14 protein-coding genes are annotated in these 16401 nt (G+C 32.1%); 5 read left to right on the forward strand and 9 right to left on the reverse strand.

Annotated features, from left to right (window positions below):
* Positions 1–114 precede the first annotated feature (114 nt).
* From C4S75_RS05155 to C4S75_RS05180, 6 genes are all read right to left on the reverse strand, one after another.
* On the reverse strand, positions 115–1251 hold the full coding sequence (locus C4S75_RS05155) for a porin (RefSeq protein ID WP_105297258.1): 1137 nt from the start codon (positions 1249–1251) through the stop codon (positions 115–117).
* A 6-nt stretch (positions 1252–1257) separates the two neighbouring features.
* Positions 1258–2319, reverse strand: coding sequence for a type II asparaginase (locus C4S75_RS05160; RefSeq protein WP_105297285.1), 1062 nt, complete (start codon positions 2317–2319; stop codon positions 1258–1260).
* Positions 2320–2348: 29 nt separating this feature from the next.
* Positions 2349–3989: an aspartate 4-decarboxylase gene (aspD, locus tag C4S75_RS05165; protein WP_105297259.1), complete on the reverse strand. Its 1641-nt coding sequence runs from the start codon at positions 3987–3989 to the stop codon at positions 2349–2351.
* A 46-nt stretch (positions 3990–4035) separates the two neighbouring features.
* On the reverse strand, positions 4036–5739 hold the full coding sequence (aspT, locus tag C4S75_RS05170) for an aspartate-alanine antiporter (RefSeq protein ID WP_105297260.1): 1704 nt from the start codon (positions 5737–5739) through the stop codon (positions 4036–4038).
* A 265-nt stretch (positions 5740–6004) separates the two neighbouring features.
* Positions 6005–7405 (reverse strand): aspartate ammonia-lyase, encoded by a 1401-nt coding sequence (gene aspA / locus C4S75_RS05175; RefSeq protein WP_105297261.1) that lies wholly within the window; start codon positions 7403–7405, stop codon positions 6005–6007.
* A 41-nt stretch (positions 7406–7446) separates the two neighbouring features.
* On the reverse strand, positions 7447–8754 hold the full coding sequence (locus C4S75_RS05180) for an anaerobic C4-dicarboxylate transporter family protein (protein WP_105297262.1): 1308 nt from the start codon (positions 8752–8754) through the stop codon (positions 7447–7449).
* Between the two features lie 208 nt (positions 8755–8962).
* On the opposite strand from C4S75_RS05180, the gene C4S75_RS05185 reads away from it, so the two are divergent.
* From C4S75_RS05185 to C4S75_RS05195, 3 genes are all read left to right on the forward strand, one after another.
* Positions 8963–9613, forward strand: a complete 651-nt coding sequence (locus C4S75_RS05185) for a Crp/Fnr family transcriptional regulator (RefSeq protein WP_105297263.1) — start codon at positions 8963–8965, stop codon at positions 9611–9613.
* A gap of 90 nt (positions 9614–9703) precedes the next feature.
* Entirely contained in the window at positions 9704–11368 is a 1665-nt protein-coding gene (locus C4S75_RS05190) for a DEAD/DEAH box helicase (protein ID WP_105297264.1), read from the forward strand.
* A 68-nt stretch (positions 11369–11436) separates the two neighbouring features.
* Positions 11437–11769 (forward strand): heavy-metal-associated domain-containing protein, encoded by a 333-nt coding sequence (locus tag C4S75_RS05195; RefSeq protein WP_105297265.1) that lies wholly within the window; start codon positions 11437–11439, stop codon positions 11767–11769.
* A gap of 205 nt (positions 11770–11974) precedes the next feature.
* Here the strand turns inward: C4S75_RS05195 and C4S75_RS05200 are convergent, their stop codons facing one another.
* The 3 genes from C4S75_RS05200 to mnmD all read right to left on the reverse strand — a co-directional run bounded on the left by C4S75_RS05200 (position 11975) and on the right by mnmD (position 13457).
* The gene (locus C4S75_RS05200) at positions 11975–12178 is read right to left on the reverse strand and encodes a hypothetical protein (protein ID WP_146105565.1); all 204 of its coding nucleotides are present in this window, start codon (positions 12176–12178) and stop codon (positions 11975–11977) included.
* A gap of 179 nt (positions 12179–12357) precedes the next feature.
* The gene (locus tag C4S75_RS05205) at positions 12358–12783 is read right to left on the reverse strand and encodes an NUDIX domain-containing protein (RefSeq protein ID WP_105297267.1); all 426 of its coding nucleotides are present in this window, start codon (positions 12781–12783) and stop codon (positions 12358–12360) included.
* Entirely contained in the window at positions 12771–13457 is a 687-nt protein-coding gene (gene mnmD / locus C4S75_RS05210; RefSeq protein WP_255448663.1) for a tRNA (5-methylaminomethyl-2-thiouridine)(34)-methyltransferase MnmD, read from the reverse strand. The genes C4S75_RS05205 and mnmD overlap by 13 nt, the downstream gene beginning before the upstream one ends.
* An 85-nt stretch (positions 13458–13542) precedes the next feature.
* Here mnmD and C4S75_RS05215 point away from each other — a divergent pair, with 85 nt between their 5' ends.
* A complete protein-coding gene (locus tag C4S75_RS05215) occupies positions 13543–14592 on the forward strand; it encodes a branched-chain amino acid aminotransferase (protein ID WP_105297269.1) in 1050 nt (349 codons plus the stop codon).
* A 130-nt stretch (positions 14593–14722) separates the two neighbouring features.
* Positions 14723–16384, forward strand: a complete 1662-nt coding sequence (locus C4S75_RS05220; protein ID WP_105297270.1) for a glycosyltransferase family 39 protein — start codon at positions 14723–14725, stop codon at positions 16382–16384.
* The last annotated feature ends 17 nt before the right edge of the window (positions 16385–16401 follow it).

Here is a 16401-nt window from a genome sequence, read left to right on the forward strand (position 1 = left end):
CTTTATCTTCAATTAAGTTTAATTTTTAGACTGAAGAATTAAGGTATAAAAAAAGCCTTATAAATAAATTATAAGGCTTTTTTGTCAAAATATTTGAGTATAATCGTACAATTTCTATTTGATTTTCAAGAACCAACGCATACCTGCAATAATTTGATTTCCATTAATTCCATCTAAACCATTATATATTCCGTTAAAATTGGTTCTGTTATATGCATACATAAGGTGGAATCTAAGGTCTTTAATAGCCGGATCTGTAAATGGATAATATTCAACTGCTGCTTGTACACCTCCATTAATATAGGAAGAAGAATTTATTTGATCTCTTCTTTTATTCCATACTCCTTTAATTAAAGGTTTTATCTTTCCTAAATCGTATTTAAAATTAACTGAAACAGAATTGTCTCTAACATGTCTTAATCCTAAATCTTCATTTTGAACGACATCCCCGTAATCCATATCACGATCTCCCATATACCAATCTAATTCAGCTGTAAATTTTTTAAGATTGATTTGGTTACCAATGGTTATCCAGTTATAATATTTGCTCGCATCATGTTGAAAGGCTCCGTATCCATATCGAGTTCTAAATACATTGTTGAAAAGGCTACCTTCCCATAAGAATAAACCTGCTAACGATTTATTTTTATATTTATCGGTAGCAAATTGAGGCGCATCCGAATTTACCACTTCAAAATTTAAGGTTTGTCCTGCTACTCTATAAGCTACATTAACCCCCGTTTTATAGGCATCCAGGTCATTATAGGTCATAGTATATAAGTAAACATCAGCAGCATTATAGTCAAATTCAAAAGTACCGAATTGTACTGCTTGTTTACCTACACGGAATGTTAAATTTTTTCCTGCATCAATTTCGAAATATGCTTGATCGGTTGCTGATGAATAGTTATCTCTGTACAATGCGTTTTGAGGGGTATTTAGTCTATGACGTACCCTGTAACGAAACCCGGGAATTATTTCACCTTCAAACCATACTTTTACAGTATTTCCTCTAAAACTGCTTTGATCCGTTTTACTTCCTTTAAAAGTGGCTTGATAATCTACACGAGTATCAAACATAATGTTTAACATTTTGTCATCTTTCAATAACTTATCCAGAACGGATTTGAAAGATGGTTCATTAACAGTGTTTTCTCCTGTACTTGGATTGGTTTGCTGTCCGAACATGGACAAACAAAATAAACAATTAGCCGCTATGAGAATTTTTTTCGTAATACTTAATTTCTTCATAAATTTTTAATATTCTGTAAACATTCTTTGAATTTCCTTATAATTATTTGTTTTGGTTAAAGCAAGCATCAATAATACTCTGGATTTATACGGATTTAAGTACCAAGATGCTGTAAATCCATATTTATCGTCATCTACTTCATCATATTGAGCAGTTGGCCCCATTGAAATTCGGGAGGAGCGAACTACTGCAATCCCTCTTTTTACTGCATTTGCAAGTGCATTTTGTAGATCGGTGGTAATGTTTCCGTTACCTACTCCTGCAGTTACTATTCCTCTTACTCCGGCATTAACTGCAGCATCTACAAATAATGACTTAGCGTTGGAATAACTTAAAATTACTTCAACTCTAGGCAGTTTAGTTATGTTAGTTATGTCAAATTCTGAATTTATTGTATGTCTTTTAACAGATTCCCTGGTATAGATGGGTTTACCGTTATACACGATTCCCAAATTCCCGTAATTTGGATCTTCAAAAGTTCCTACAGAAAGAGTATGCGTTTTGGTAATATCATCAGCCCCTATAATTTTATCATCCATTACTACCATTACTCCTTTACCTAAAGATTCCGGCGATCCAGCACATGCAACTGCATTGTAAATATTTCTAGGACCGTCTGCACTAATGGCAGTAGATGGACGCATGGAACCTACTAATACTACAGGCTTGTTGCTTTTTACGGTTAAGTTAAGAAAATATGCTGTTTCTTCTTGTGTATCGGTACCGTGGGTAATTACAATTCCGTCTACATCTTTTTGTTTAAGCAATTCATTAACTCTTTTCGATAATTTTAGCCAAACATCGTCATTCATATCCTGACTTCCGATATTTGCTACTTGCTCTGCTTTAATGTTAGCAATGTCTTTAATGGAAGGAACTGCTTTTAAAAGTTCATCTACTGTAATAGAACCGGCTGTATATGCCTGAGTTACAGAGGATGACCCTTGTCCTGCAATGGTTCCTCCTGTTGCTAAAATGTAAATAGTTGGTTTATACTGTGCGTTAACCGCCATAAAAATAAACAATACAAACAAACTGAACAAATTTTTTAAACTTTTTGTTTTCATAGTTAAATAATTATAATTAATATTTGAATTTATTTTTTTGAATTTTTCCATGCTTCTACGTATTCGTACATTGTTTCGGAAAGCTTTTTTCCTATAGTTTTATAATCATCGTCATCTAAATTTGCTAATGATACTCTTACTGACCATTCCGGACCGGCAAATCCTCCTCCATTTAACAATACTATGGAAGATTTTTCTGCTAATCTGAAAAGTATATCTACGGGTTCAAAATTCTTTTCCAAGAAAGTAACAAAATCTTTATCGTAATTTTTAGATGCCCATTCATGAATATCTATTTCACAATAATAAGATGCTCTTTCCGGATCGGGTTTGATAGGTATATTCATTCCTTCCCAAAGTAGATTAAATCTATGTTTTACTAAATCTGTACATACTTTTTTATAGTGATTTTGCTTATCCAATAATGCAAACGATGCAAACAACATCATTTGTATTTGTTGAGGTAAGGATAATCCTGCAGTATGATTCAATGCAACTTGACGACTGTCTGCTACTAATCGGTCAATAAATTTCAGTTTTTCAGGATATAAAGTCAAACTGGAATATAATTTTGCTGTTTTGGCTTTTTCTTTTTCAGGTATTGCTTTTAGCATTTTATCATAAATATTATCTTCATATAAAGCAATAGCCCCTAAACGCCATCCTGTGGCTCCGAAATATTTTGAGAATGAATAAACACAAAGTGTATTTTGTGGTAATTCGTTCATTAATGAGCTAAATTTGGGAACAAAAGTACCATAAACATCATCCGTCAATATCATTAAATTTGGATTGAGGTTTTTAACTATTTTTATGAGATATTTTCTACTCTTATCGCAAATTTCTACTGAGGTGGGATTACTTGGGTTAACAATGAAAAAGGCTTTGATGGTTTTGTCTCCTAATTTATCTAATTCTTCATCCGGATATTGATAGTTGGAAGTTCCGTCGCTATTTTTTCCTGTACCATGAACGTAAGTTACCTTAAAGTCATACCTTTTTAATTCAGGTATTTCTAAGTAAGGAGTAAAAACGGGAACTCCTAAAGCAATATGATCTCCTTTTCTTAATAAATAGTTTTCCATCAAAGAATCAAAAATATAACACATGGCAGCCGTACCTCCTTCTACGGCAAAAATATCATATTTACCACTTCTTTGCGGATTATTCCCGCACATTTCTTGAATGAGGTAATCGTGAACTATGGGTTCTATGTGTTTTAACATCCTTACCGGACTTGGATATTGATCTCCGATAATTCCTTCCGCTAATTCGTGCGCCCAACTGTCGCGATCGTATTTATGTTTTTCTATACCATATTTATAGGTATTTTTTAAATGTTCGATACCGGGTTGGTCTTTATTTTTTTCCAAAAATGCTTCAAATCTTTTACCTATTCCTTTTTTTTCAGGTATACCCGCCAATCCTTCGGGTTTATTTAAGGTTCTTTTACATTCTTCTATTCCGAACCTTCCTAAGGTAAAAAATGCTTCTCGAGGAACTGTTGCTATCCAATTGGGATTTCCACGACCTGCATTTAACATGGTTCTGGTTGGTTTAGTTTGTTGATCTGAGGCCAATTTAATCAAATCATTCTTTAACTCAAAAGGGCTTAGTTGTTCTAATTGCTGCTCTTTACGACGAGAGGTTTTTAGTTTAGAAATATCCATTGTTATTTACTTTTTTCTTGTTTTACTGATTTTTAGTGTTCAATGGCTAGCTCATTAACAAAACAATTACTACACCCCATATAATAAGTAGTGTATTACCAACGGCATAAGTAGTGGTATAAGACAGGGCCGGAACTTTACTTTGTAATGTATCTTCCAAGGCTCCCAAAGCAGCAGTTGTAGTTCGGGCTCCTGCACAAGCACCTAAGGTAATGGCAGGATTGAATTTAAATACATATCTTCCCAATAATATACCAATGAACATGGGTACGATACTTACAAATATTCCTGCAATAAATAAGCTTACTCCGGCCGTTTTCAGTCCAGAAATAAAATCGGGTCCTGCATTTATTCCCACTACAGCAATAAACATATTTAAACCCAAATTATTCATCAGCCAAACTGAGGGCGAAGGAATGTATCCAAAAGTAGGTCGTAAGGATCGTAACCATCCGAATATAATTCCCATAATTAAAACTCCTCCACTGGCACTTAAACTTAAGGGAATATTTCCGGTACGGATTGATAATGACCCTAATAATCCTCCTAAAAAAATACCCAATCCTATATATAGAATATCAGTAACATTAGTGGGCCTTTCCGGATAACCTAAATAGGAAGCAAATTTATCTACGTCTGTTTTCCTGCCTTCTATTTCCACAATATCTCCTCGTTGGATGGTTACATTTTTTAATAAAGGAATTGTTGTTTTTCCTCTATGTATTTTTAATATGATTACTCCGTGTCTGTTTTTATTGTATTTTAGGGTATGTAAACATTTTCCGATTATTTCTTTATTGGCAACCATTACTTTTAAATTCTCTACCTTAAAATCCAATAATTCCAAATCTGCTACTTCTTTACCAACCAGATTTTCATCGGACAAGATGGTATCTAACGGGCCATTTAAAACCATTCGATCTCCTTTATTGATAGTAGTATCGGGAGTAGGATCTGAATTAATTTCATTGTTAGAAGCTGAACGAATTTGTTCAACATAGACGGGCCATCCTTTGTTTACTAGTAAATTTTCAACCTCTTGAACAGTGCGTTTTTGATTAAAAAATGAACTTCCTGCTTCAATTACTCTAAAAGTAGCTCCATCATAAGCATATTCTAAACTTGAATCATCATCTTGTATTTCTCCTCCTAATGATTCTTCATATTTTTTGGTTTGTCCTATAACATCTTTTCCTAAAAGTTTAGGTCCAATGGATGATAAAAACCATGCTGTTCCTGCTGTTCCAAAAATATAAGTTACTGCATACGCAACGGGAATGTGATTTATTAATTGTTGTTTTTGAGAAGAGTCTATACTTAACTGATTTATCGTATCGGATGCAACTCCAATTACTGCTGATATGGTATTAGCTCCGGCTAATAATCCTGCTGCATTTCCTACATCAAAACCCGCAATAATTGCTGCAACCCATCCCACTAATAAACAAGATACACATACTAAGGCGGCAAATGCAATTTGCGGCAATCCTTCTTTTTTTAATCCGTGTACAAATTGAGGACCCACACTATATCCAACGGCAAATAAAAATATGAGAAAAAATGCTGATTTCACGGTAGGCGAAATGGAAATACCCAGCTGTCCGATTAATACACCCATTAAAAGAACGCCCGTAACGGCGCCTAAACTAAATCCTTTAATTTTTATTTGTCCGATTGCAAAACCTAATGCTAAGGTGAGAAAAATAGCTAATTCAGGAGAACCTTGAATAGTTTTTAAAATCCATTCCATATATCTTGTTTTTTAATAAATATTTTTTAGGTTAATTAGAGATAAAAAAAGAAAATAATATTTTTTATCCCATAAAATAACTCTATATAAAATACAATTAATATGCCAATAAAATGAACTTATATTTTTTCCCTATTCTTATTAATGCCTAAAAAGTTCCTCCTTAAAAGTATTTATATTAAGTTCATATTTCAGTGAATTCCTTGATAGTATCTATACAAAAAAGAAAAAGCAATTGATTTCTCAACTGCTTTTCAACGTTATATTAGTCTTTATACTTATGAGGCCCCAGCATATTTTGCGGGTTTAAAATTTCATCTAATTTTTCTTTTGATAAAAGCTTATTTTCGAGCACTAAGTCATAAACACTTAAATTTTTCTCTAAGGCTTCTTTAGCTATCTTAGTACTGTTTTTGTATCCTATATAAGGATTTAATGCTGTAACAATTCCTATACTGTTTAATACCATATCTTTGCAATGTTGCTCATTTGCTGTTATACCGTCTATACAATTTACACGTAAACAATCCATTGCGTTCATTAAAATATGAACTGATTCTAACAAGCTGTATGCGATTACAGGTTCCATTACATTTAATTGGAGTTGCCCGGATTCTGCCGCCATAGTTACTGTTAAATCATTTCCAATAACTTTAAAGCAAGTTTGGTTCATTGCTTCCGGAATAACGGGATTAACTTTTCCCGGCATAATGGAAGATCCCGGTTGCATAGCCGGTAGATTGATTTCATTCAATCCACAACGAGGTCCGGATGATAATAGACGTAAATCGTTACAAATTTTTGAAAGCTTGATGGCTACTCTTTTCAAAGCTGATGAGTAAATAACATATGATCCGGTATCCGGGGTTGCTTCAACTAAATTTTTTGCAGATATAAACGGCAATTTTGTTATTTCCGCTAATTTTTCAGCACATAATTCAGCATATCCGGGAATTGCGTTTAATCCGGTTCCGATGGCAGTAGCACCCATATTGATTTCTAAAAATAAATTAGAATTTTGGGTCAACCGGTCCACATCTTCGCTTAATGTTTCTGCAAATGCTTCAAATTCTTGACCTAAAGTCATAGGTACTGCATCTTGCAATTGGGTTCTTCCCATTTTTAAAACATGCATAAATTCTTTTCCTTTGTTGCGGAAAGATTCAATTAATTGTTTTAAATGATCAATTAAGATCATGTTCGAATTAATTGCTGCTAATTTTATAGAAGTTGGATAGGCATCATTAGTAGATTGGGAAAGGTTTACGTGATCGTGTGGGGAACAGTATTGGTATTCTCCTTTTTTATGTCCCATTATTTCTAATGCAATATTGGCTACCACTTCATTTATATTCATGTTGGTTGAAGTTCCTGCTCCTCCTTGAATTACATCACTTGGAAATTCTTTGTCGTATTTACCGGTTATAATTTCCTGACATGCTTTTACAATTGCATTTTTGATATTTTCATCTAACACTCCTAATTCACAATTAGTTTCTGCTGCCGCCCATTTTACATAAGCTAATGCTTTAATTAATTCCGGATAATTAGATAATTTTATACCTGTTATATGAAAATTGTTTACAGCCCTTTGAGTTTGAATTCCATAATATGCATTTTCAGGAACTTCTAAATCTCCTATCAAATCGTTTTCGACTCTGTACATAATTTTTTATTTATTAATTTTTTTACGGTTGTTTTTTATTTTTAAAATAGTAAATATGCTAAACCAAAACCTACACTTACGGCTACAATGGTTGCGATAAATCCCGGTAATTGGAAAGAGTGATTTACCACGTATTTTCCTATACGAGTAGTACCGGTACGATCAAAGTTTATTGCAGCTATTATGGTTGGATAATTTGGAATAAAGAAATATCCATTTACTGCCGGAAACATAGCTATCAAACTAGGGATAGGTATGCCCAGGGATACCCCTAACGGCATAAGTGCTCGTACGGTTGCTGCTTGACTAAACAGCATGATGGACATAATAAATAAGGCTATTGCAAAGGTCCACGGATATTCTGTAACCATAGTGGTTAACAATCCTTTGAAGAAATCTAAATTTCCTCCAAAAAAAGTATCACCCATCCAGGCTATACCAAAAATAGCTATTACTGCTTGCATTCCTGCAGAGAAAATGGAACCGGTTGCTATTTTTTCTACATTGGTTTTAGTGAATAGTAAGATAAATCCTGCTGCTGCCAACATAAGTATTTCTATGATATGAGGCATAGCCATTGGTACTCCATTAAAAGTGGGCTTCATTCCGTCTATGGAACCAAATACCACTATCCCTACAACACTAACCAAAAAGATGATCACAGATAATTTTGCTCCAAAACTTACTTTATTTTTGCTGCTTTTTTCTTTTATTTCTAATAAGCCTTCGTTTATTCTTTTTTGATATTCAGGATCTTTTTCTAAATCTACTCCTATAAACATTTGTACAATTGCAGCAACTATGACTCCAATTAGAGTGGATGGGACAGATATCATTAAAATATCCGTAAGTCTTAATTCCGGGTTTTTTACCATAATTACGCTAAGTAAAGCTGCCGTAGCTGCTGAAATGGGACTTGCGGTTATGGCTTGTTGTGACGCGATGACCGAAATGCTTAACGGTCTTTCAGGCCTCACCTTTGCATCGGTGGCTACTTCTGATATTATAGGCAACAGTGCATAGGCTATGTGTCCGGTACCTGCAATCATCGTAAAAATATAAGAAACAATAGGGGCTACTATGGTAATGGCAGGAGGATAAGCTCTTAAAAGCTTTTCAGCGATATTTACCATATAGTCTATACCCCCGGATGCTTGTAATGTACTTGCTGCCGTAATTACGGCAACTATCATTAACATGACATCTATGGGCGGATTTTGCGGCTTCAGTTTAAAAACAAAAACTAAAACAGCCAATCCCAGACCTCCGAAAATACCTAATCCTAAACCTCCTTTTCTCGCCCCGATAAATATGGCTGCCATTACAACCATAAATTCCAGCAAAATCATTAAAGTGTTACTCATCTAAAAATTAATTTTATTTAATTTAAACCTAATAATATGTATAATATTTATAACAAATCTTAGTTTTAATTATTTAATATTTGCAAATGTAAACAGATAATTAAGATTTTCATTATTTTTTGTAAGTGATGTTATTTGTATTTTAAAAACAATATAACTACCTTTGTAAGTGAAAAATCTTACTTTTTTGAACATGGAGAAGCTGATTACTACCATCCCTTTTTATGCTATATTAACTGAGGAGGAGAAAATGTTTCTCTCTCAAAATTGTAGTATTGTTGACTTTGATTCCAGAGAAGCCCTTTTTAAACAAGGTAGTTTTGCGGTTAATATATATTTTGTATTGGAAGGGTATTGTAAAATGACGTACCAATCCGGCAATAAAAGAAAAATTGTTTATATAGCTCGAAAGGGAGAAATTATAGGTAAGGATTATATATTATTGGAACATTATCCTTACAGTACTCACTCGCTTACCGCTTCTAAATTAATGGTTTTTCCTAAAAACTTGTTTCAAAAAATATGTGAATTAAATAAATCTTTTTATCTTAAAATAAGCAATAAATTAGAATTTAAACTACGAGAAACCATGGAATGGTTGATTAATCTTAGTTTTAAAAATGTGGAAGGAGCTATGGCTATGTTTATTTTAAAATTTTGTAATAAAAATTTTAAAGATATAAGTTTAACTCGAACTGAAATTGCTGAAATTATAGGATATTCCAGAGAAAGCATTATTCATACCCTTACAAAATTTGAACAAGAAAAACTGATCAAAACGAAGGGCAAAGACATTATTATAAAAGATCTCGAAAAACTGGAAGAAATAATAAAATACGGATAAATTCAGTAATTATTAAAAAACATAAATCAATTCTTGAATTGTTAATTAACAAACAAATCATATCTTTGTATTGATTTTTAAAAATTATTGATGAATTTATTCAAAGAGTATGGCCTATCAGAAGATTTGTTAAAGGCCATAACAGAGTTGGGTTACACTCAACCCACTGAAATCCAAAAGCAAACCATTCCCTATTTATTATCCAAGGAAGAAGACTTAATAGCTTTAGCACAAACCGGTACCGGTAAAACTGCTGCATTTTCATTACCTATATTGGAAATGATAGATCCCTATCAAAAACATGTTCAAGCCTTAATTCTTTGTCCAACTCGTGAACTGTGTTTACAAATTTCAAAAGATATTGCCAGTTATTCAAAATATTTATCTAAAATACGCTCATTGGCAGTTTATGGAGGATCTAATATTTCTGAGCAAATCAGAGGTTTGAAAAATAATCCTCAAATTGTAATAGGTACACCGGGAAGGGTTAATGATATGCTTAAAAGAGGGGTTCTAAAAATTAACCAAATTCAATGGTTGATTTTAGACGAAGCAGATGAGATGTTATCTATGGGCTTTAAAGCCGAATTGGAAACAATTCTTAAAGAAACGCCTAAAGAAAGACAAACTTTATTATTTTCAGCAACTATGTCTAAACAAGTAGAGGCTATTGCTAAAAATTATATGAAGGGTGCACAAAAAATATCAGCAGGAGGAATTAATGAAGTAAAGAAAAATATTACTCATAAATTCGTAATGGTGCGTGACCGTCAAAAAAACAACGGTTTACGAAGAGTATTGGATGCAAATCCAAATATATATTCAATTATTTTCTGCAGAACGAGAGTGGAAACTCAACATGTTGCAGATTTCTTAATGCACCAAGGATATGCAGCTGATGCTTTGCATGGAGATTTATCACAATCTCAACGAGATATGGTAATGAAAAAATTCCGATTGAAAAATTTACGAATCCTTGTTGCTACGGATGTTGCAGCCAGAGGATTGGACGTAAATGACCTTACTCATGTAATTCATTACTCATTACCTGATGATCCGGAAGTTTTCATCCATAGAAGCGGTAGAACGGGTAGAGCCGGTAAAGACGGAGAATCTATAGCTATTATTCGTCCTAGCGAAATGGTTAAATTTAATCGTATTAAAAAGGAAACTTCTATTAAGGTAGAAGAAATGAAAATTCCTACTAAAGAGGATATTTTAAAAGCGAAAGAACTTTATTTATCGGATAAGCTGCTTAATTCCGATTTTGATTCTGAAGAATTTGAACTTTCCACTATTCCTGATCTGTCCAACATTTCTAAAGAAGAACTTTATAAAAGGGTAATGTTCCTTGAATTAAAATCAACTTGGGAATTCTATAAAAACGAGAAAGATATTGCTCCTATTGACAAGAACGAAAGAGCAGCCGAAAGAGGTAAAAAATCTTCTACAAGCCGAAACAGAAAGGATAGAAAAGACTCAAAAGACGGAAATAAAAGAAACAGAAAAAGTAAAAAAGGAAATTTCACTCGTTTTTTCTTTAATTTAGGCAAAAGAGATAATCTTAACAAAGTAACGGTTATTGACTTGATTAATAAAAACACGAAAGGTGCGAGAGCAGATATTGGCGAAATTGATATTAGAGATAAATTTACCTTTTTCGAAGTTGACGCCAATTATACTGATCAATTATTAAAGAAAATTAATCAGTTAAGTTTTAATGGTAAAAACATGTCATTGGAAATAGCTCAATAGAAGGTATAGATGAAATTTCTAAATTGTTTAAATTATTTTAAGCTACCTGTTAAAATATACCATAAATCATGAAACTTATAAAAAAAATTTTTGTCATCCTATTGATATTCATTTCATTTACTGAAATAAATGCACAAATAAATAATCAAAAAGTTGAAAAAATAAAAGTTTACGGTAATTGCAATATGTGCAAGGAAACTATTGAAAAAGCCGGTTATGAAGCAAATGTTTCTGCTGTGCTATGGGATCCGGGCACTAAAATTGCAACTATAACTTATGATGATACGCAAACATCTTTGAATGCTATTTTGAAAAAAATAGCAAAATCGGGATACAGCAATGAAAAATATAAGGCTAAAGATTCCGATTATAAAAAATTACCGATATGTTGTCAATATTAAAAAGATAGTAAAAATAGTTTTAAGCGTTCTTTTAGAGAATTTTTTTAATTCTCATAATTTAATACATTAATTTATCAATTTAGAGAACTCAATTTTATTGAGCTCTCTTTTTTGTTTTAATTCTAAATTTACTCTGCAAAAAAAAAGGAACTGACTTTAAAAGCCAATTCCTTATATTAAAAAATTAATTTATTAGTTCAAAAATTTATGAGGCGGTTGCTCTTGGATACCATACCGTACACATAATACCTTCACTTGCTACCTTAGGATGGGCGCAATTTGATTTCTGAAATTTAGAACATTTCAAACAATCATCTTCTCTATGAGGAATCACTTTAAATTCGTATGAATTACAAACCTGATTTTGGCTTACAGCAATTTCTTTAATAGTACATAACTGTCCATTCAAAAAATGCTCACAATTGCCACAGCATTTAGCTAACTTTAATTCCATATCAATTATTATTTTATTTAAAAACTTTGATACAAAATTATAAATTAAGATTCAAAGATTTATTCTAAATAACTGATTTAAAGCAATTTATATTTAGAATAAATTAATATAATCGATATAATCATTCTAAATACTCAGGTATTTTTATGAAGTAATTTTTTTACGACAATTTTATCGACCGGTAATGGAATGCTTTCTAATGTAATTTGATCTAAAGGTATCCATTCTATTTGATTTATGGACTTTTCTATTATTTGTAGATTGGAAAGATCATTACATTCCACTTTATAGTACACGGTAAGTAATTGACTATCGGGGGTTAATTTAGATTCCAGGAAAAAATCTTGAGTATAGAAATGCTCTTTTACTGTAACTTCTAAATTTAATTCTTCTTTAAATTCTCTAATCAATGTATCCCAAGTTCCTTCTCCTAATTCCAATCCTCCACCGGGCAATTTAAGTAATGGTTTACCCGCATATATTTCGTGTAGAAACATCAAACAATTATCTTTTATTAAGAGTCCATATACTCTTACATTTAATTTTGTTATCTTTTCCATGCATTAACCATTTCTCGTTTTCCTTTCGGTCCTGTTAATTTTTCAACGTCAAATCCTACCCTTTGCATGGCTCTTCTTGCACTTCCTTTACTGGAATAGGTAGTTAGCAATCCTTGTGGTGCCATCCGATCGAAGATTTGCTTAAAAATATCTTCTTCCCACAGCTCGGGTTGAACTCTTGCTCCAAAAGCATCATAATAAACTACATTTATATCGGAAATAGGTAAATTTCTTAATTCAAGAAAATCTGCCTTAAATTTAATGATAGTAAAATTTTTATTAATTTGAGTTTCCTTCCCCCACTCTGCTTGATGTAACGATTGATAATATTCTTCTGCTTTTTCTTTATTTAGTAAAGTCCCGTAATGTAACTCTTTAATTTCTTCATGAGTAAGAGGATATTTTTCCAAAGTATAATATCGAACAGTCAAATCCCTATCGATTGCTTTATATAACGTTAAAAAAGCATTTAAACCCGTTCCAAAACCCATTTCCAAAATGGAAATCTCAGAAATTTTTAATTGATCTAATCCATGAGATATAAATACATGTTCTGCTTCTTGCATGATACCATGACGGGAATGATAAGTCTCATTCCATTCAGGAATATGTAAGGTTTTAGTACCTTCGGATGTGGTAATAATGGTTCTTTCTAACATAAAACGTAAATCCACTCAAAATTACAACTCTTTTTAATCTATCAAATGATTTATTTATTAATTTTGAAATGTTCAATAAACAATTTTAGCAAGTTAAGTAATGAAAATAAATAAAATAGCAAACTCCAGATTAGATACAATCGATCCTAATGACTCCCCTTTTGGAGCCAACATATCTGATCATATGCTCATATGTGAATACGAAAACGGTAAATGGGGAGAACCGGTTATTATGCCTTATGGTTCGATGAACTATTCTCCTGCTTTGATGGCTCTTCATTATGGCCAAGCCATCTTTGAAGGAATGAAAGCATATAAGGATAAAAATAATGAGGTTTTTTTATTCCGACCTGAAAAAAACTTTGAAAGATTTAATAAATCTGCGGAACGTTTAGCTATGCCGCAAATACCTAAAGAAATCTTTCTTGATGGACTTTATGCTTTAATTGGTTTGGATCGGGGTTGGATTCCTACTAAACCGGGTATTTCACTATATATTCGTCCGGTTATGTTTGCTTCTGAAGAAATGTTTTCAGCAAGGATATCTAAAAAATATACTTTTGCTATTATGACTTCTCCTGCCGGACTTTATTATGATAAGCCCTTAAAAATTAAAATTGAAGACTATTATACTCGTGCAGTAGACGGAGGGGTTGGATTTACTAAATGCGCTGGTAATTACGGGGCTTCTTTTTATCCTACATTTCTAGCTAATCAAAATGGTTTTGATCAGGTAATTTGGACCGATAGTAAAAATCACAAGTATTTTGAGGAATCCGGAACTATGAATGTTATGGTAAGAATCGGAAACACCATTTACACTCCCCCTACTTCCACAACGATTTTAAGCGGTATTACCAGAGACAGTTTAGTACATTTAGCCAAATATCACAATCTGGATATTAAGGAAGAAAGGATATCCGTTGACGACATTGTGAATGCATATCAAGAAGGTAATTTAAAAGAAATATTCGGTTGTGGTACTGCCGTGGTAATTTCAAGATATTCGCATTTGGGCTATCAAGATTCTATCATGGAATTGCCTCAATTATCGGATGAAGAAAGTTATGCCGTTTTTCTTAAAAAACAGTTAGTGGGTATACAAACTAATGAAATTGATGATCCTTTTGGATGGAGATATAAAATTTAAAATTATAATTATTTATAACCAAAAAATATTTTTTTGCTAACTTCTGGAACAGTCTGTGATTCAGAAGTTTTTTATTACCTATGTATAAACCTATGAATCATTTTAACATTAAATCAATATTTAGTAAATAATGAAAGTTAATTCCATAAAAAACATCCAATTTATATTCATAGGTATTTTATTCATATTCAATATTTTTCAATCGATAACACTTCCTTTAATTGATGATGAGGCTTATTATTGGGTTTGGTCGAATCATTTGGATTTTGGTTATTACGATCATCCTCCTATGATTGCTTTATTTATCAAGGCGGGATATTTATTTTTCAAAGGAACTTTGGGAGTTCGATTTTTATCGATTATATCTTGGATAGTGGTTTATTGTATTTGGTTGTTGATTCTTGAACCTAAAACGTTAAAAGAGAATTATTTATTTATAGGACTTTTTGGATCTGTCGGATTTTATCAAACGTTAGGATTTATATCTACTCCCGACACTCCTTTGCTTTTATTCACTTCTTTATTTTTATGGAGATGGAAATCATTTAGTGAGAAAAATAATCTACTAAATGCTTTACTTTTGGGCTTATCCATGGCACTTACCATGTATTCTAAATATCAGGGAGCATTATTGATTATTCTAACTTTTATTCCTTTTCTCCCTTCTTTATTAAAAAATAAATGGTTTTACTTCAGTTTGTTGTTTTCTTTGCTTTTATATATTCCTCATTTATATTGGCAGTATAATCACGATTGGACATCTATAAAATATCATCTTTTTGAAAGGAGCAAACAAAAAGCTGTGACTTATCCATTCCTCAAATGGATACTTGGCATACTTATATTAGGTAACCCTTTGCTTCTCTATTTTTACGGTAAAAGTATTTTCAAACGTTTAGATGGAAATAAACCCTGGATAAGATCTTTACAATGGATTAGCTTGGGTGGAATCCTTTTTTTTAGTTTATTTTCATTTAGCAGAGTAATTCAACCGCAATGGAATCTAATTATTTATATTGCGCTCATTCCTTTAACTTATTTAACGTTTAAAGAAAAAAGGAGTGTTTGGATCACCGGACTTTCTTTTGCTTATATTTTACTATTGTTTATTGTGAGAATATCATTATTTTTTCCCGCTGTAATACACAGAAGTCCCATGTATAAATTGAAGCAATTTGTTTTAAATGCTAAAGAAGTAACGGAAGGTATAGCGGTTTTTGAACGCTATCAAAAAGCGGCTGCATACAATTTTTATACACAACAACCTTCTTGTTGTTTACAAGTTTATACTCATAGATATTCTCAATACGATATTTGGAATTCCGAACAAAAAATTCAAGGGAAAATGATTACATTTTTTGGGGTGGAAGAATTATCTCCCGTTTACCTTGTTGATGAGGATGGAAAAAACGAATATTATAAAACTGTAGATAAATTTTATTCTTACTCTCAAATAAAATGTGAAGTTCAGCCCACTACTATTTCTTCCGAAGAAGAATCACAAACACTCGATGTTAAGTGGATAAATCCCTATAATAAAGACATTAGTTTAGGTGATGATCCCCCTCAAGAACTAGCATTTTTATTTTTTAATGCTAAAACTTTTGAACCACAAAATATAATTTCAATTAATAAAAAATTTATTCTTCCGCCTAAAAGCTCTACAGACCAAACTTTATTTATTGATGTTTCTCAAATTCCTCCCGGTACTTATAAAGTCTATTTGATTTTAAAACCCTATAATTTATTTGGAAAAATTATCTCTAATGAAATGAGCCTCCATATTCCTTAATTTTTTAGTATTTTTGA

Origin of the sequence: Apibacter sp. wkB309 (assembly GCF_002964915.1) — a bacterium.
GTDB lineage: Bacteria > Bacteroidota > Bacteroidia > Flavobacteriales > Weeksellaceae > Apibacter.